The organism is Pseudomonas sp. Lb2C2, from assembly GCF_052112205.1.
Taxonomy (GTDB): domain Bacteria; phylum Pseudomonadota; class Gammaproteobacteria; order Pseudomonadales; family Pseudomonadaceae; genus Aquipseudomonas; species Aquipseudomonas kilonensis.
Genome location: NZ_JAUTYW010000001.1, coordinates 963,846 through 981,719, shown reverse-complemented (window position 1 = coordinate 981,719; position 17,874 = coordinate 963,846). Strand labels below are relative to the sequence as shown.

General features: G+C 62.4%; 14 protein-coding genes. All 14 read left to right on the top strand.

From position 1 onward, the window contains the following. Positions 1-10 precede the first annotated feature (10 nt). The 14 genes from Q7F16_RS04175 (at position 11) to Q7F16_RS04110 (ending at position 17,868) form a co-directional block, all read left to right on the top strand. Complete coding sequence (locus Q7F16_RS04175; RefSeq protein ID WP_409557228.1) at positions 11-1,702, top strand: putative porin; 1,692 nt, start codon at positions 11-13, stop codon at positions 1,700-1,702. A gap of 15 nt (positions 1,703-1,717) precedes the next feature. Continuing rightward, positions 1,718-2,365, top strand: a complete 648-nt coding sequence (locus tag Q7F16_RS04170) for a hypothetical protein (protein WP_046065777.1) — start codon at positions 1,718-1,720, stop codon at positions 2,363-2,365. A gap of 22 nt (positions 2,366-2,387) precedes the next feature. Next, entirely contained in the window at positions 2,388-2,867 is a 480-nt protein-coding gene (locus Q7F16_RS04165) for a YbjN domain-containing protein (protein ID WP_409557227.1), read from the top strand. After that, on the top strand, positions 2,864-3,808 hold the full coding sequence (locus tag Q7F16_RS04160) for a peptidylprolyl isomerase (protein WP_409557226.1): 945 nt from the start codon (positions 2,864-2,866) through the stop codon (positions 3,806-3,808). The genes Q7F16_RS04165 and Q7F16_RS04160 overlap by 4 nt, the downstream gene beginning before the upstream one ends. A gap of 39 nt (positions 3,809-3,847) precedes the next feature. Further along, a complete protein-coding gene (locus Q7F16_RS04155) occupies positions 3,848-4,828 on the top strand; it encodes a LysR family transcriptional regulator (protein WP_046065780.1) in 981 nt (326 codons plus the stop codon). A gap of 179 nt (positions 4,829-5,007) precedes the next feature. Next, the gene (locus Q7F16_RS04150) at positions 5,008-5,505 is read left to right on the top strand and encodes a GNAT family N-acetyltransferase (protein ID WP_046065781.1); all 498 of its coding nucleotides are present in this window, start codon (positions 5,008-5,010) and stop codon (positions 5,503-5,505) included. A gap of 92 nt (positions 5,506-5,597) precedes the next feature. Then, the gene (locus Q7F16_RS04145; RefSeq protein WP_046065782.1) at positions 5,598-6,092 is read left to right on the top strand and encodes a hypothetical protein; all 495 of its coding nucleotides are present in this window, start codon (positions 5,598-5,600) and stop codon (positions 6,090-6,092) included. A 92-nt stretch (positions 6,093-6,184) separates the two neighbouring features. Continuing rightward, a complete protein-coding gene (locus Q7F16_RS04140) occupies positions 6,185-6,856 on the top strand; it encodes a DUF3313 domain-containing protein (RefSeq protein ID WP_046065783.1) in 672 nt (223 codons plus the stop codon). Positions 6,857-6,981: 125 nt separating this feature from the next. After that, positions 6,982-7,482 (top strand): thiol peroxidase, encoded by a 501-nt coding sequence (gene tpx, locus Q7F16_RS04135; RefSeq protein WP_046065784.1) that lies wholly within the window; start codon positions 6,982-6,984, stop codon positions 7,480-7,482. 190 nt (positions 7,483-7,672) lie between these two features. After that, positions 7,673-8,989, top strand: coding sequence for an MdtA/MuxA family multidrug efflux RND transporter periplasmic adaptor subunit (locus tag Q7F16_RS04130; protein WP_409557225.1), 1,317 nt, complete (start codon positions 7,673-7,675; stop codon positions 8,987-8,989). Then, positions 8,986-12,081 carry an MdtB/MuxB family multidrug efflux RND transporter permease subunit gene (locus Q7F16_RS04125; protein ID WP_046065786.1) on the top strand — a complete coding sequence of 1,032 codons (3,096 nt, stop codon included), beginning with the start codon at positions 8,986-8,988 and terminating at the stop codon, positions 12,079-12,081. Before Q7F16_RS04130 ends, Q7F16_RS04125 begins: the two co-directional genes overlap by 4 nt. 151 nt (positions 12,082-12,232) lie before the next feature. Then, positions 12,233-15,337, top strand: a complete 3,105-nt coding sequence (locus Q7F16_RS04120) for an efflux RND transporter permease subunit (RefSeq protein ID WP_046065402.1) — start codon at positions 12,233-12,235, stop codon at positions 15,335-15,337. Continuing rightward, positions 15,334-16,815 carry an efflux transporter outer membrane subunit gene (locus tag Q7F16_RS04115; RefSeq protein WP_046065401.1) on the top strand — a complete coding sequence of 494 codons (1,482 nt, stop codon included), beginning with the start codon at positions 15,334-15,336 and terminating at the stop codon, positions 16,813-16,815. The genes Q7F16_RS04120 and Q7F16_RS04115 overlap by 4 nt, the downstream gene beginning before the upstream one ends. Positions 16,816-17,055: 240 nt before the next feature. Further along, positions 17,056-17,868 carry a crotonase/enoyl-CoA hydratase family protein gene (locus Q7F16_RS04110; RefSeq protein WP_003201737.1) on the top strand — a complete coding sequence of 271 codons (813 nt, stop codon included), beginning with the start codon at positions 17,056-17,058 and terminating at the stop codon, positions 17,866-17,868. Positions 17,869-17,874: the final 6 nt, after the last annotated feature.

Here is a 17,874-nt window from a genome sequence, read left to right as displayed (position 1 = left end):
TTGTGTGCAGATGATTTCCAATGTGAATCGATTATCGTGGGCGATCGGCCTGGTGGTCCTGAGCCTGGCCGGGCACGCGGCCGCCGCCTCGGCGCCTTCGGAAAACGCCACGATCAATCTGATCCGCCTGCTGGTGCAGCAGGGCGTGTTGAAACAGGACCAGGCCGATGGCTTGATCGCCCAGGCTGAACGGGAAGCCGTGCAAGCCCGCCAGGCGGCCACGGCAGTTGCCGCAGCGCCGGCCGGTGCGCCGGGGGACGTGCGGGTGCAATACGTGCCGAACATCGTGCGTGAGCAGATCCGTGACCAGGTCAAGGCTGAAGTCATGGCCACCGCAAAACAGGAAAACTGGGCCCAGCCCAACACCTTCCCGGACTGGGTCTCGCGTATCAGTTTCGATGGCGACATTCGCCTGCGGGATGAGTCGCGCTATTACTCGGGCACCAACAGCAACGAAATCGTCGACTTCGCCCGGCTCAATGACAAGGGGCCCTACGACGTCAACCCCAACAGCAGCTCCAGCCTGCCGCCGCTGCTCAACACCCGTGAAGACCGCGAGAACCTGTTCCGCCTGCGCGCACGCCTGGGCATGAAGGCCGTGATTGCCCCGCAATGGACTGCCGGCATTCGCATCGGCACCGGCTCGGACAACAACCCGGTGTCGACCACCCAGACCCTCGGTGGTGGTTTTGGCAAGAAAGACATCTGGCTCGACCAGGGCTACCTGACCTGGAAACCCTCGGACGAATTGACCCTGACCGGCGGGCGTTTCGCCAACCCGTTTTTCTCCACCGACCTGTTGTATTCCGGTGACCTGAACTTCGACGGTGTGGCGGCGAACTTCAACCACAAGCTCAATCAGGATTGGGGCCTGTTCGGTACTGTTGGCGCGTTCCCGGTGGAGTACACCAACGACACCAGCACCAGCAATGGCAGCGACAAGGAGGAGAGCGACAACAAGTGGCTGTACGGTGCGCAACTGGGGGCCAACTGGGCCATCAACGACAGCAACCGGATCAAGGGGGCCATGGCCTATTACCGCTTCGACGATATCGAAGGCCAGCGCTCTTCGCCGTGCCAGCCTTGGGCCGGTGATCCAGGCTGCGACAGCGACGGTTCACGCGTGGCGTTCATGCAAAAGGGCAACACCGTGTTCCTGCTGCGCGACATCACGCCCAACCCCCTCAATCCGTCGACCACGCCACAGCCGCAATACGTCGGCCTGGCCTCGGAATTCAACCTGCTGGACCTGAATTTTGCGTGGGACACCGATCTGCCCGAAGACCTGAAACTGCGCAGCCAGGCCCACTACGTCCACAACCTGGGCTACGACGAAGGCGAGATGCGCAAGCGCTCCGCGGGGCAGTTCGCCAACAACCTGGACGAAAACGGCGAGGTGGAAAGCGGCGCCAACGCCTGGATGCTCCAGTTCACCCTTGGCAACTCGCTGGAACTCAAGCGCGGGGGCGACTGGAACCTGTTCGCCGGCTACAAGTACATCCAGCCGGACGCCTTGCCGGACGGCTTCAACGATTCGTCATTCCATCTGGGTGGCACCAACGCCAAGGGCTATTTCCTGGGCGGCAACTATGGCCTGGCGAGCAACGTCTTCGCCACCGGTCGCTGGTTGAGTTCCGAAGCGGTGTACGGCGCGCCGTACGACATCGATGTCTTGCAGCTTGAAATCAACACGCGCTTCTAAGCGCAGGGAGGCTTCATGAAAAGGCGAGCCAAATACCCATGCCCGGCTGCATTGCTGATGCTGGGCCTGCTGCTCAGTGGCGTGGCGCACGGCGAAGGCCTGGAAGAGCGGCTGCGGGCACAACTGCGCAGCACCACCGCCCAGTTGCAAGCCCTGCAAAGTGAGCAGGCCCAGGCCAGCGCCGCTCGTCAGGCCGCCGAGAGCCAGGTCAAGGAAGCCCAGGCGCAGATCAAGCAATTGACCGCGCAACTGAGCAAGGCCCAGACCCTGAACGAGCAACTGGCTGGACATCAGCAAAACCTGCAAAGCCAGGCCCAGGCCCAGGTGGCGGCCAGCAACGAGCAGGTCGGCAAATTCAAGAAAGCCTATGAAGAACTGTTGGCCCTGGCCCGTGGTAAAGAGACCGAGCGCGCCCGCCTGGAGGCGCAATTGACCGAGCGTGACACACAAGTGCAGCAATGTTCGGTCAAGAATCAGCAAATGTACGAAGTCGCCAAGACGTTGCTGCATGCCTACGAAACCATTGATGTGACCGACATCATGAAGATCCGCCAGCCGTTCGCGGCCAAGGCCCGGGTGCGTTTCGAAGAGCTGGCCCAGGGGTTTGGCGATGATCTCTACAAGAACCGTTTCGATGCCCCCCAGGCCTCGATCGCTCACTGAACAGAACAAGGAAGAAGCGAGCATGACCTCAATGATTGAATACGTCGGTGCAAAATCCCTGACCGAGTTGTTGCAAACCTCGGGTTATCGGGTCAACGAAACCGAGCAGAACGGCATCGTGCAACTGCTCAGCGCCAGCCAGGGCATCGGCTTTGCCGTGCGTTTGGGTAATCCTGCGCCGACAGCGGGCCAATACCTGGACTTCACCTTCAGCTGTGCCTTGCGGGTGCAGGGCGAGTTGCCAGTTGGGTTGGTGGAGTTGTGGAACGCCTCGCGGCGCTTTGCCCGGTTGTCGCTGCAGGGCGAATTCCTGGTGATGGAAATGGACGTGGTGGTCGCGGCAGGCGTGAGCGCCGATCATTTGCGCAGCCACCTGGAACTGTGGGATCGCCTGTTGCAGGAGTTCATTGTCTACCTGCGTGAGTACAGCCAGAACGCGGCGCGCCTGCAAACCCCGGCCGAGCCCGTCGAGGCGCCATCGGAGGAGGCCGTCGCATCGTGAAAAGGCCGACCTTCGTCATCAGCGCCGCAGCGCTGGGCCTGCTCGCCATGGCGCTGGTGCTGGGGCTGCGGCCGGGAAGCGATCCGGTCGCCGCGGTACAGACCGTCAGTGTTGCTAACGCCGACTCGCCGAGCCTGGCGCGCTTGGGCAACCAGCACGTCAGCCCCGATGAACTCAAGGCGTTGCTGGCTGCACTGGCCCCCGAGGTTCGCCAGCAGATGCGTGGCAATCGAGCTGCGCTGGAAGGCTGGATCCGGGCCCGCCTGGCGGAAAAAGCCGTGTTGGAGCAGGCCGACGCCCAGGGCTGGCGCGAGCGGCCCGAGGTGGAACGGCAGACGCGGGCGGCGGCTGAGCAGATTGTGTTTCGCGACTACTTGCAGTCGGTCAGTCAGGTGCCGGCGGGGTATCCCAGTGAAGACGAGTTGAAGCAGGCTTACGACGCCGGGAAAGCCAACTGGACCGCGCCAGCGTTGTACCGCGTCAGCCAGATTTTCCTGGCCGCCACCGAACCGCAAACGGTGGAAGCGGTGCGCCGGCAAGCGTTGGAACTGAGTAAAAAGGCCCAGGCGTCGCCCGCCGAATTTGCCGCACTGGCCAGCCGCTTTTCCCAGGACCGTGTCAGCGCCGAACGCGGTGGCGACAGTGGTTTCCAGCCGTTGCAGCAACTGGTTGCGCCGGTGCGAGAGGCTGTGGCGCGCTTGAAGGTCGGCGCGGTGTCGGATCCGGTGCAGAGCCCGGCGGGATTCCATGTCATCAAGCTCACCGAACAACAGCCGGCCCGGGAAGCGACCTTGGACGACGTGCGCGAACGCCTGACCCAGGCCCTGCGCGCCCAGCGCCAGGAACAGATCGCCAAGGCCTACCTGGACGGCATGCTCGACACGGCCACGTTGAGCATCGATGGCGCGCAGTTGAGCAAGGTGTTGGAGGAGGGGCTTTAGGCCGGCCCACATATTCGTACAACCGACAGGGAGTCACCCATGACCTTCACCGAGCCCGCAGGACGCCAGGCTGTCACCGCATACCGCACGCCGTTGCGTGTCCCCGATCCTTGGCTGGCATTGGCCGGCGGTATTGAACCGCAGGTGGCGCAGTGTTTCCTGGTCAGTGCCCGTTGCGGCTGCTTCATGCAAGCGGCCCGTAGTCTCAACGTCAAGGCAACCTGGTTGCGCAAGCAGTTGGCGCAGTTGGAGACGCGGCTGCAACGCTCGCTGTTCAGCTTCCAGGGCAGCGCCTTGACCCTCAGTCGTGAAGGCCGGCAACTGCAGTCGCGATTGATCGCCCTGACCCACGAAATCGCGCCGCCGCTGAACGATCAACCCTTGATTCGCCTCGCCGTGGCCGAGTCGATTCTGCATGACATCCTGGGACGCGACCTGATCGCGTTGCTGCGGCGCAATGCCAGCATACGACTGCAGATCATCACCCTGGACAGTGAACTGGCGCTGCAAGCGGTCAGCGCCGACCTGGTGCTGTGGTTGAGTGATGCCCACGCGTCAGTGCCAGGGCCGAGCTTCGCCACGTTGCCAGCGGATCGGCTGGCGCGGCTGGACTATGTGCCGCACATCGCCAAGCGCTACTCCCGACCGGCCACGCGCCCGGATTGCCTGGACGACCTGAACGACTACATGCTGGTGCAATGGCAAGCGGACCGACACGTGGATGGCTTCGCCCCGTGGAACGCCCTGATAGAACAGCGCCGGGCCGGTGTGGTGCAGGTGCAATCCTACGAGTTGATGCTGGAAATGATTCGCTGCAGCGCCTGCATCGGCCTGTTGCCGCAGTACATGAGCCGTTTCGACCGAGGCCTGGTGGCATTGCCGCAAATGTTCGGCCTGTCGATGCAGCGGCACTTGTGGATGGCCATCAATGCCCAGGCCGAAGGCTCGCCAGAGGTGCAGATGCTGTGTGAACTGATCCACCACACGCTGGATGAACGCCGGGATTGGTTCCAGGCATAACCCAAAATAGGAAGTAGGCCCTCTGTGGGAGCGAGCTTGCTCGCGATAGCGGTCGTCCATTCAACATCGATGCCGGTTGAAAGGGCCTCATCGCCAGCAAGCTCGCTCCCACAGGTTCCCCACACAGCCTGGCGCGGCTTATAGTGATCGGCCTTGTCACGTCTCCAGGGAGGAGCTGCATGCCCGAGTCTTCGATCACCCTCGTACGTTTTACTGAAGCCCACATCGCCGGTGTCACCGCGCTCTACAACGACCCGGCGGTGTCCCGCCAGGTGTTGCAAATGCCTTTCCAGTCCACCGAAATCTGGCGCAAGCGCCTGGCGATGGATGACGAGCGTTCATTGAAACTGGTGGCGCTGCACGAGGGGGCAGTCATCGGCAACCTGGGGCTGGAGCAATTTTCGCGCGTGCGTCGTGCCCATTGCGGCAGCCTCGGCATGGGTGTGGCTGTCGCCTGGCAGGGCAAGGGTGTGGGTTCGATGCTGCTGGCCGCCGCGCTGGACGTCGCGGACAACTGGATGAACCTGCGGCGGGTCGAGTTGACGGTGTACGCCGACAACGAAGCGGCCATCGGGCTGTACCGCAAGTTCGGCTTCGAAACCGAAGGCCTGATGCGCGACTATGCCGTGCGTGATGGGCGCTGGGTGGATACGCTGGCGATGGCGCGGTTGCGCTGAACAGCTATCGGGCAAAGTGGCTTTTGCGTACGTTGATGGCTTGAACCTGTCATCATCCAGCTTTGCAGCACGCCTTAATAGAGGAACAGCCCATGGACGATATACGGCAATTGGGCGAGATGCTTCGTCACTACGCAGACAGTGAAGCGCACAAAAAACAACAGCACCAGGCCCAGTCGTTGGTCTGGTCAGAACAGATCAAGGCGTTGTACGGACAAATCGAGCAATGGCTGGCGCCAGTCGTGGCGCCCGGTCTTTTGACGTTGAGCCGTGAGGCGTATGTGGCTCACGGGCCGAGCGTTCCCGTAGAGACATCCAGTTTCAACACGGAAAAACTGACCTTGTCCATTACCGGGAAACCGGTGGAGTTCGTGCCGGAGGTGATGGGCGCGGGCGGGCTGATTTCTTTGTCGATCATGGGCCTTGCCGCGACCCGTCACGGCAGCATTTCCCTGGTTTGCCAACCGCCATCGGCGCAATGGCAATGGCGCCGGACCAACGGGTTGAAGGACCCCGACACGTTTGTTTTCGATGCCAACTTCCTCGCGCAACAGTTGCAGAGCCTGATACCGCGCGAGCGCGGCTGACTCGCGCACTCTTTTCAAAGCAGGCAAAAACCTGTCCATTGGCTATACCTGTAGTTCCGGCCCCGCCTCGTGTGGCTTACAGGAGTGACAGCATGAAGTTTTCGTCGATGATCGGCACTGTTTGCATTGCCTCGCTCGCCTTGGCGGGTTGCTCCAGCAAAGTCACCCAGCCGGATGAGTACTCCGGGTTCCTGGGTGATTACAGCCGGCTCAAGGAAGAGAAGTCGCCGTCGGGGGCAGAGGTCATGCGTTGGGTCGATCCGAAGATCGACCCGGGCAAGTACACCAGTATTTATATCGAGCCGACGCAGCTTTATCCCAAGCCACAGCCGACCGTGAAGATCCCCCAGGGCACACTGTCGGGCATCACCGCTTATTACGATCAGGCCCTCAAGCGGGAAGCGGGAAAATCCTTGCCCCTGGCGACAGCTCCTGGGCCGGGTGTCTTGGTGATGCGGGCGGCCATCACGGCGGTCAGCAGCAAGACCGAAGGCTTGAAACCGTATGAGGTGATCCCGATTGCACTGGTGGCGGCCGCTGTCAGCACGGCGAGCGGCATTCGCGACCAGGAAACCACCCTGGGCACCGAAGCGGTTTTTCTCGACGGGGGCAACAACGCAGTGGTCGCCCAAGTGGTGCGCAAAGGCACGGGCAAGCCGTTGTCCAACGAGTCCCAGGTCATGAAACCCGATGATGTCAAAGGGGTCATCGATGGCTGGGCGTCGGACTTGCATCAGTCGTTTCTGAAATTCAAGGCCCAATAGCCACCGCCGTCGCTTAGGAGGTGAGGTCGACGCCATGTCTTTTTATGTCCGGCCATAGGTCGCGCAAGCATTTCGTGGTTAACTCCGGCCTCACCATTTTCAAACCTGTCAGAAGGAATCCGTTCATGGCTCAAGTCACCCTCAAAGGCAACCCGGTCCAAGTCAACGGCCAGTTGCCACAAGCCGGTTCCAAGGCGCCAGCCTTTTCCCTGGTTGCCGGCAATCTGTCGGACGTTTCCCTGAAGGACTTCGCCGGCAAGCGCAAAGTGCTGAACATTTTCCCAAGTGTCGACACGCCGACCTGCGCCACCTCCGTGCGCAAGTTCAATGCCCAGGCCAACGACCTGACCAACACCGTGGTGCTGTGCATTTCCGCCGACCTGCCGTTTGCCCAGGCGCGTTTCTGCGGTGCCGAAGGCCTGGAAAACGTCCAGAACCTGTCCACACTGCGCGGTGCCGAATTCATCCAGGACTACGGCGTGGCAATTGCTGATGGCCCGCTCAAAGGCCTCACCGCCCGTGCCGTGGTGGTGCTGGACGAAAACGACACTGTGCTGCACAGCGAACTGGTCAAGGAAATCGGTGAAGAGCCGAACTATGACGCTGCCCTGGCCGTTCTGAAATAAGTGGAATGAAATAAGGTATTTATTACAATTGTTAACGGCCTGGCTTATCCAGGCCGTTTTCTTTTGTACTTCAAGGCTTTAGCCGACTATGTGCCAGGTAAGCCCAACGTAAATTGCCGGTAAAGGCGCTTTGCTAAACACCCGCCAGTGCTTATCGTTCAGCCTCCCGTAAAAGAAGTCCACGCGCCCAATGGTTGATCACTCCATGCAATCCTCTGTTTCCCGCAATTCCCGTCGCTGGCTGTTCGGCCTGTTCATCGTATTGGTTGTCGCGGTGCTGGCCTGGAAGTTCTGGCCCAGTGGCTCGGCCCAGAAGCCTGGGGAAGGGGATAAAGCCGCGGCGGGGCACATGGGGCGTTCGGGTGGTATGCGGCCAGGGTTCGGTGGGGCGACGGGGCCGATCCCGGTTCGGGTGGCGCCGGTGGTGACCGGGGATTTTCCGCTGTACTTCAAGGCGCTGGGCACGGTCACGGCCCTCAATACCATCAACGTGCGCAGCCGCGTGGGCGGCGAACTGGTCAGGATCGCCTTCGAAGAAGGGCAAATGGTCAAGGCTGGAGACTTGCTGGCCGAGATCGACCCGCGTCCGTACCAGAACGCCTTGCTCCAGGCCGAAGGCACGCTGTTGCAGAACCAGGCCCAGTTGAAAAATGCCCAGGTAGACTTCGAGCGGTATCGCGGCCTGTACGCCGAAGACAGTATTGCCAAGCAGACCCTCGACACCGCCGCGGCGCTGGTAGGCCAATACCAGGGCACGGTCAAGACCAACCAGGCGGCAGTCAACGACGCCAAGCTCAACCTCGAATTCACCAGGATCCGCGCGCCCATCTCCGGGCGGGTCGGCCTGCGGCAGCTGGACACCGGCAACCTGGTGGCGGCCAACGACACCACCGCCCTGGCGGTCATCACCCAGACCCAACCCATCAGCGTCGTGTTCACCTTGCCGGAGAACAACCTCGACACGGTGCTCGCCCGTTACCGCAGCGGGGCGAAACTGCCGGTCGAAGCCTGGGACCGGGGCGACGTGAAGCTCCAGGCCAGCGGTGTGTTGCAAAGCCTGGACAACCAGATCGATATCACCACCGGCACCCTGAAGTTCAAGGCCCGCTACGAGAACCGTGACCAGTCGCTGTTCCCCAACCAGTTCGTCAATGTCCACCTGCTGGCCGACACCCTCAAAGGCGTGACCCTGGCGCCGACGGCGGCCATCCAGTTCGGCACCAATGGCACCTTCGTCTATGCCCTGGAGGGCGACAAGAAGGTCACCATCAAAAAGCTGAAGATCGGCGCCAGCGACGGTGCGAACACGGTCGTCACCGAAGGCTTGGCCGCCGGTGACCGGGTGGTGCTCGAAGGCACCGATCGCTTGAAGGAAGGCAGCGAAGTGGAAGTGGTCAGCGACAGCCAGGAAGTGCCCACCACGCCGACCGAGCACCTGCAGGGCAAGTCCGCAGCGGCGCCCACTGAGCCGGCCGCGGCCGACCAGGCGAAAAAGGGCGGCGCATGAATTTCTCGCGACTGTTCATCCTTCGCCCGGTCGCCACGACACTGAGCATGCTGGCGATCATCCTGGCCGGCCTGATCGCCTATCGGCTGCTGCCGGTGTCGGCACTGCCCCAAGTCGATTACCCGACCATCCGCGTGATGACCCTGTACCCGGGCGCCAGTCCCGATGTGATGACCAGTGCGGTGACCGCGCCCCTGGAGCGGCAGTTCGGACAGATGCCGGGCCTGACGCAAATGGCCTCCACCAGTTCCGGCGGTGCGTCGGTGATTACCCTGCGCTTCAACCTCGACATCAACATGGATGTCGCCGAGCAGCAGGTGCAGGCTGCGATCAACGCCGCCACCAACCTGCTGCCCGACGACCTGCCGGCGCCGCCGGTGTACAACAAGGTCAACCCGGCCGACACCCCGGTGCTGACCCTGGCAATCACCTCCAAGACCATGCTGCTGCCCAAGCTCAATGACTTGGTGGACACGCGCATGGCGCAGAAGATCGCCCAGATCAGCGGTGTGGGCATGGTCACCATCGCCGGTGGCCAACGCCAGGCCGTGCGAATCAAGGTCAATCCCGAGGCCCTGGCGGCCAACGGCCTGAACCTGGCCGATGTACGCACGCTGATCGGCGCTTCCAACGTCAACCAGCCCAAGGGCAACTTCGACGGCCCGACCCGGGTCTCGATGCTAGATGCCAACGACCAACTGACCTCGCCCAAGGACTACGGCGAGCTGATCCTGGCCTACGCCAATGGCGCGCCGTTGCGGCTCAAGGACGTGGCACAGATCGTCGACGGCGCCGAAAACGAACGCCTGGCTGCATGGGCCAACGAAAACCAGGCCGTGCTGCTGAACATCCAGCGCCAGCCGGGGGCCAATGTCATCGAGGTGGTGGACCGGATCAAGGCCCTGCTGCCGAGCATCACCGACAACCTGCCGGCCGGCCTGGATGTCACCGTGCTGACCGACCGCACCCAGACCATCCGCGCTTCGGTTACCGATGTGCAGCATGAATTGCTGATCGCCATTGCGCTGGTGGTCATGGTGACCTTCCTGTTCCTGCGTCGGGTCAGCGCCACGATCATCCCGTCGGTGGCCGTGCCGTTGTCGCTGATCGGCACCTTCGGCGTGATGTACCTGGCCGGTTTTTCCATCAATAACCTGACCCTGATGGCCTTGACGATTGCCACCGGTTTTGTGGTGGACGATGCCATTGTCATGCTGGAGAACATCGCCCGTTACATCGAGGAGGGCGACAGCCCGTTGCAGGCCGCGCTCAAGGGCGCGAAGCAGATCGGCTTTACGCTGATTTCCCTGACGCTGTCGCTGATTGCCGTGCTGATTCCGCTGCTGTTCATGGCCGACGTCGTGGGGCGGTTGTTTCGTGAGTTCGCCATCACCCTGGCGGTGGCGATCCTGATTTCCCTGGTGGTGTCCCTGACCCTGACGCCGATGATGTGCGCCCGCTTGCTCAAGCGCGAGCCCAAGGAAGCAGAGCAGGGCCGTTTCTATCGCGCCAGCGGCGCCTGGATCGACTGGTTGATCGCCGCCTACGGACGCAAGTTGCAGTGGGTGCTCAAGCATCAGCCACTGACCCTGTTGGTGGCGGTGGGCAGCCTGGTACTGACGGTGGTGCTGTACCTGGCCGTGCCCAAGGGGTTCTTTCCGGTGCAGGACACCGGCGTGATCCAGGGCATTTCCGAGGCGCCGCAATCGATCTCCTTTGCCGCCATGAGCGAGCGCCAGCAGCAACTGGCGAAAGTGATTCTCGCCGACCCGGCGGTGCAGAGCCTGTCGTCCTACATCGGCGTGGACGGCGATAACGCCACGCTCAACAGCGGGCGCCTGCTGATCAACCTCAAGCCCCACAGTGAACGGGATGACAGCGCCACCGAGATCATTGCCCGCTTGCAGCCGCAATTGGATCGGCTGGTGGGCATTCGCCTGTTCATGCAGCCGGTGCAGGACCTGACCATTGAAGACCGGGTCAGCCGCACCCAATACCAGTTCAGCCTGTCATCGCCGGATGCCGAGTTGCTCAGCCTGTGGAGCGGGCGCCTGGTCGAGGCCCTGGCCCAACAGGCGGAGCTGACCGATGTGGCCAGCGACCTGCAGGACAAGGGCCTGCAGGTCTACCTGGTGATCGACCGCGACGCGGCCTCACGCCTGGGCGTCTCGGTGTCGAACATCACCGATGCACTCTATGACGCCTTCGGCCAGCGGCAGATTTCCACCATCTACACCCAGGCCAGCCAGTACCGCGTGGTGTTGCAGGCCCAGGCCGGGGAACGGATCGGGCCCCAGGCGCTGGACCAGATTCACGTCAAGACCACCGACGGTGGGCAGGTGCGGCTGTCGAGCCTGGCCCGGGTCGAAGAACGCCAGGCGCAACTGGCGATTGCCCACATTGGCCAGTTTCCGGCGGTGATGATGTCGTTCAACCTCGCGCCGGGCGTGGCCCTGGGGCATGCGGTGGACGTGATCGAAAAGGTCCAGCAGGACATTGGCATGCCGGTGGGTGTGCAGACCGAGTTCCAGGGCGCGGCCCAGGCATTCCAGGCGTCGCTGTCGAGTACCTTGCTGCTGATCCTGGCAGCGGTGGTGACCATGTACATCGTGCTGGGCGTGCTGTACGAAAGCTACATCCACCCGATCACCATTCTTTCCACCTTGCCCTCGGCGGCCATCGGTGCCTTGCTGGCCTTGATCCTCAGCGGCAATGACCTGGGCATGATCGCGATCATCGGCATCATTCTGCTGATCGGCATCGTCAAGAAGAACGCGATCATGATGATCGACTTCGCCCTCGACGCCGAGCGCAACCAGGGCATGGACCCGCAGACAGCGATCTACCAGGCTGCATTGCTGCGCTTCCGCCCGATCCTGATGACCACCCTGGCGGCCTTGTTCGGCGCAATACCGCTGATGTTCGCCACCGGCTCCGGCGCCGAACTGCGTCAGCCCCTGGGCTTGGTGATGGTAGGTGGGTTGTTGGTGAGCCAGGTGTTGACGCTGTTCACGACGCCGGTGATCTACCTGTATTTCGATCGACTGGGGCGTCGGTTTGCCAGGCCTGAAGCGGATGAGGTGGAGGTATGACGGCATTCTTGGCGTGCAAGGGCTTTTCGTGGCGAGGGAGCTTGCTCCCGCTGGGCTGCGCAGCGGCCCTTTTTGTGAGCGCTGCGCACTCAAGCGGGAGCAAGCTCCCTCGCCACGAAAGCCTGTCCATTGAAGCAAGGGGCTGTGGTCGATGAACCTCTCCGGCCCCTTCATCCGCCGCCCGGTCGCAACCATGCTCCTGAGCTTCGCCATCATGCTGCTCGGTGGCGTGAGCTTCGGCCTGCTGCCGGTTGCGCCGCTGCCGCAAATGGATTTCCCGGTGATCGTGGTCCAGGCCAACCTGCCCGGGGCCAGCCCCGAGGTGATGGCTTCAACGGTGGCTACGCCCCTGGAGCGTTCCTTCGGCGCCATCGCCGGGGTCAACACCATGAGCAGCCGTTCCAGCCAGGGTTCTACCCGCGTCATTCTGCAATTCGACCTGGACCGTGACATCAACGGCGCTGCCCGGGAAGTGCAGGCGGCCATCAATGCGTCGCGCAACCTGTTGCCCAGCGGCATGCGCAGCATGCCCACCTACAAGAAGGTCAACCCGTCCCAGGCGCCGATCATGGTGCTGTCGCTGACCTCGGATGTATTGGAAAAAGGCCAGCTCTACGACTTGGCATCGACCATTCTCTCCCAGAGCCTGTCCCAGGTGGCGGGTGTCGGCGAGGTGCAGATCGGCGGCAGTTCGTTGCCGGCGGTGCGCATCGAACTGGAGCCGCAGTTGCTCAATCAGTACGGCGTGGCCCTGGACGATGTGCGCACGGCCATTGCCGATAGCAACGTGCGCCGGCCCAAGGGGTCGGTGGAGGACGACCGGCGCATGTGGCAGGTCCAGGCCAATGACCAGTTGGAAAAGGCCAAGGACTACGAAACGCTGATCATCCGTTACCAGGACGGCTCGGTATTGCGGCTCAAGGACGTGGCGAAAGTCACTGACAGCGTCGAGGATCGCTACAACAGCGGTTTCTTCAACAACGATGCCGCCGTGTTGCTGGTGATCAACCGCCAGGCCGGGGCCAACATCATCGAGACGGTCAACGAGATCAAGGCGCAACTGCCAGCGCTGCAGGCCGTGCTACCGGCCAGCGTCAAGCTGAACCTGGCGATGGACCGCTCGCCGGTGATCAAGGCCACCCTGCATGAAGCGGAAATGACCTTGCTGATCGCCGTGGCCCTGGTGGTGCTGGTGGTGTTCCTGTTCCTCGGCAATTTCCGCGCCTCGCTGATCCCGACCCTGGCGGTGCCGGTGTCGCTGGTGGGCACGTTTGCGGTGATGTACCTGTACGGTTTTTCCCTGAACAACCTGTCGCTGATGGCGTTGATCCTGGCGACCGGGCTGGTGGTGGACGACGCCATCGTGGTGCTGGAGAACATCTCCCGGCATATCGACGAAGGCGTGCCACCGATGAAGGCCGCGTACCGGGGAGCCGAGGAGGTGGGCTTTACCCTATTGTCGATGAACGTCTCGCTGGTGGCGGTGTTCCTGTCGATCCTGTTCATGGGCGGGATCATCGAGAGCCTGTTCCGCGAATTTTCCATCACCCTGGCGGCGTCCATCGTGGTCTCGCTGGTGGTCTCGCTGACCCTCACACCGATGCTCTGCGCCCGTTGGCTCAAGCCCCACGTGCCGGGGCAGGAGAACCGCCTGCAGCGCTGGAGCCAGCGGCTCAATGAGCGCATGGTCCGTGGTTACGCGATCAGCCTGGACTGGGTGCTGCGCCATCGACGCCTGACTTTGTTGAGCCTGCTGGTGACCATCGGCGTGAACGTCGCGTTGTATGTGGTGGTGCCGAAAACCTTCATGCCGCAGCAGGACACCGGCCAGTTGATCGGTTTCGTGCGTGGCGACGACGGGCTGTCGTTCAACGTGATGCAGCCGAAGATGGAAATTTTCCGCCGCGCCGTGCTCAAGGACGAGGCGGTGCAAAGCGTCGCCGGTTTCATCGGTGGCAACAACGGCACCAACAACGCCTTCATGCTGGTGCGCCTCAAGCCGATCAAGGAGCGTAATATTTCTGCACAAAAGGTCATCGAGCGCCTTCGTAAAGAAATGCCCAAGGTCCCCGGCGCTCAATTGATGTTGATGGCCGACCAGGACCTGCAGTTCGGTGGCGGTCGCGAGCAGACCACCTCGCAGTATTCCTACATCCTGCAAAGCGCCGACCTGGCGTCGCTGCGCGCGTGGTACCCCAAGGTCGTGGCGGCCTTCCGGGCCTTGCCGGAGCTGACTGCCATCGATGCTCGTGACGGTGGCGGGGCGCAACAGGTGACGCTGGTGGTGGATCGCGACCAGGCCAAGCGCCTGGGCATCGACATGGACATGGTCACCGCGGTGCTCAACAATGCCTACAGCCAGCGGCAGATATCCACCATCTACGACAGCCTCAACCAGTACCAGGTGGTGATGGAGGTCAATCCCAAGTATGCCCAGGACCCGAGTACTCTCGAGCAGGTCCAGGTGATCACCGCCGATGGCGCGCGCGTGCCGCTGTCGGCCATTGCCCACTACGAGAACAGCCTGGAGGACGACCGGGTCAGCCATGAAGGCCAATTCGCGTCCGAGGGCATTTCCTTTGACATGGCCGAAGGTGTCACGGTGGAGCAGGGCACCGCGGCCATCGAGCGGGCACTTGCCAAGCTTGGGATGCCTGAGGACGTCATCGCGAAAATGGCCGGCACCGCCGATGCGTTCGCCGCCACCCAGAAAAGCCAACCGTTCATGATCCTCGGGGCGTTACTGGCAGTGTACCTGGTGTTGGGTGTGCTCTATGAAAGCTACATCCATCCGCTGACCATCCTGTCTACGTTGCCATCGGCCGGGGTCGGCGCGTTGCTGTCGATCTACGCGCTGGGTGGCGAGTTCAGCCTGATCTCGCTGTTGGGACTGTTCCTGCTGATCGGCGTGGTGAAGAAAAACGCCATCCTGATGATCGATCTGGCGCTGCAACTGGAACGTGCCGGACAGACGCCACTGGAGTCGATCCGCAGCGCTTGCCTGCTGCGGTTGCGGCCGATCCTGATGACCACGCTGGCGGCGATCCTCGGCGCCTTGCCGCTGCTGCTCGGCGCCGCCGAAGGCTCGGAAATGCGCCAGCCGCTGGGCCTGACCATCATCGGTGGGTTGGTGTTCAGCCAGGTACTGACGCTCTACACCACCCCGGTGGTTTACCTTTATCTCGACAAGCTGCGCCATCGCTTCAATCGCTGGCGCGGTGTGCGCACTGATGCTGCCCTGGAAACTCCGCTATGACCGACCGTTCGCCTTTCAATCTTGCCGCAACGCTGGCGACCGCCCGTGGCTCGCGGGTGCTGAGCCTGGTGCTGTGCGTGGCGATGCTCAGTGCCTGTGCCGTCGGCCCGGATTATCAACGTCCCCAGGCTGCCGCCCCGGTGCAATACAAGGAGGCCCAGGGCTGGCGTCAGGCCAACCCTAGCGATGCGATGGCCAGGGGCGCCTGGTGGGAGCTGTACGGCGATGCGCAACTCAATGGCCTGGTGGACCAGCTCAATGCGTCCAACCAGACCGTGGCCCAGGCCGACGCCCAGTACCGGCAGGCCCGGGCGCTGGTGCGCAATGCCCGTGGCGCATTTTTCCCCACCGTGGACCTGACCGTTGGCAAGACCCGCTCCAGCCAGGGCACCGGCAGCAGCAGTTCGAGCCTGAGCAGTTCGTCCAGCGGCATTCGCGACACCTACAGCGCCCAGGCCGGCGTCAGTTGGGAGGCGGACGTGTGGGGCAAGCTGCGTCGCACCCTGGAAGCCGACGAGGCGAGCGCCCAAGCCAGTTTTGCCGACCTGGCGGCGATGCGCCTGAGCCAGCAATCGGAACTGGTGCAGAACTACTTGCAGTTGCGGGTGATCGATGAACAGAAGCGCCTGTTGCAGACCACCGTCGACAATTATCAGCGCTCCCTGAAAATGACCGAAAACCAGTACCGCGCCGGAGTGTCCGGCAGGGACGCGGTGGCCCAGGCGCAAAACCAGCTCAAGACTACCCAGGGCGACCTGATCGACCTGATCTGGCAGCGGGCCCAGTTTGAAAACGCCATCGCCGTGCTGATCGGCCTGCCGCCGGCCGAGTTCAACCTGGCCGAGACCCAGGACATCCCGTCGCTGCCGCAGATCCCGGTGGCATTGCCGTCGCAACTGCTCGAACGCCGGCCGGATATCGCCTCGGCAGAGCGTTCGGTAATGGCCGCCAACGCCAACATCGGGGTCGCCAAGGCTGCGTATTACCCAGACCTGACCCTGAGCCTCAGTGGCGGCTACAGCAGCAGTACCTACGACAACTGGGTGAGCGTCCCGAACCGCTTCTGGTCGGTAGGGCCACAACTGGCGATGACGCTGTTCGATGGCGGCCAGCGTTCGGCGGAAGTCGACCGTACCGTCGCGGCGTATGACCAGACCGTTGCCACCTATCGCCAGACGGTGCTCGACGGCTTGCGCGAGGTGGAAAACTACATGATCCAGCTCAAGGTGCTGGAAGACGAAGCCCGCGTGCGCCAGGAGGCCCTGGACGCCGCCCGGGAATCCTTGCGTCTGACGCAGAACCAGTACAAGGCCGGCTTGATTGCCTACCTCGACGTGATCACCGTCCAGGCCACGGCCTTGAGCAATGAGCGCAGTGTGCTGAGCCTGCAACAGAGCCGCTTGATCGCCAGCGTGCAGTTGATTGCCGCATTGGGTGGGGGGTGGGATGGGCAGTTGGAGGCGGACGAGAAACCCTGATCACTGTTGATGGGTAAGTGGGAGCATGGCTTGCCCGCGATGAAGGCAATGCGGTCTTTCAGGGATCGAGTTGCCTTCATCGCGGGCAAGCCTTGCTCCCACGGAGCTCCCCCTTTTCCATAAGAATTTCCTTGGTCACGTCGGCAGTCAGTCCCGCTTTTGGCCGATGCACTGCCTACGTCCTGTCGCGATGGCTTGTTATAGTTCAAGCCTCTTTTCAGCCGGTAAAGGATCACTGCCATGTCGCAATACCAAGCGTTCAACGTCGAACTTGCAGACAACATTGCCCATGTGCAGATCAATCGCCCGGAAAAGATCAATTCGATGAACGCCGCGTTCTGGAGCGAGATCATCGAGATATTCCAATGGATCGACGATACCGATGCCGCACGGGTGGTGGTGCTCAGCGGTGCCGGCAAGCATTTTTCCTCGGGGATAGACCTGATGATGCTGGCGGGCGTGGCCAACGAGCTGGGCAAGGACGTAGGGCGCAATGCACGCCTGCTGCGGCGCAAGATCCTGCAACTGCAAGCCTCGTTCAACGCCGTGGACAATTGCCGCAAACCCGTGCTCGCCGCGATCCAAGGCTACTGCCTGGGCGGGGCCATCGACCTGATTGCCGCCTGCGACATGCGTTACGCGGCCGAGGACGCGCAATTCTCCATCAAGGAGATCGATATCGGCATGGCCGCCGATGTTGGCACATTGCAACGCTTGCCCCGGATCATCGGGGACGGCATGCTGCGTGAACTCGCTTATACGGGGCGCACTTTTGGTGCCGACGAAGCGCGCAGCATCGGCCTGGTCAATCGTGTCTACAGCGACACTGCCAGTCTGCTCGACGGCGTGATGGGCATCGCCCGGGAAATCGCCGCCAAGTCGCCGATTGCCGTGACCGGCACCAAGGAAATGATCAGCTACATGCGCGACCACCGCATTGACGACGGCCTGGAGTACGTCGCCACCTGGAACGCCGCCATGTTGCAATCGACCGACCTGCGCGTGGCCATGGCCGCCCATATGAGCAAACAGAAACCTGAATTTCAGGATTGATTGACC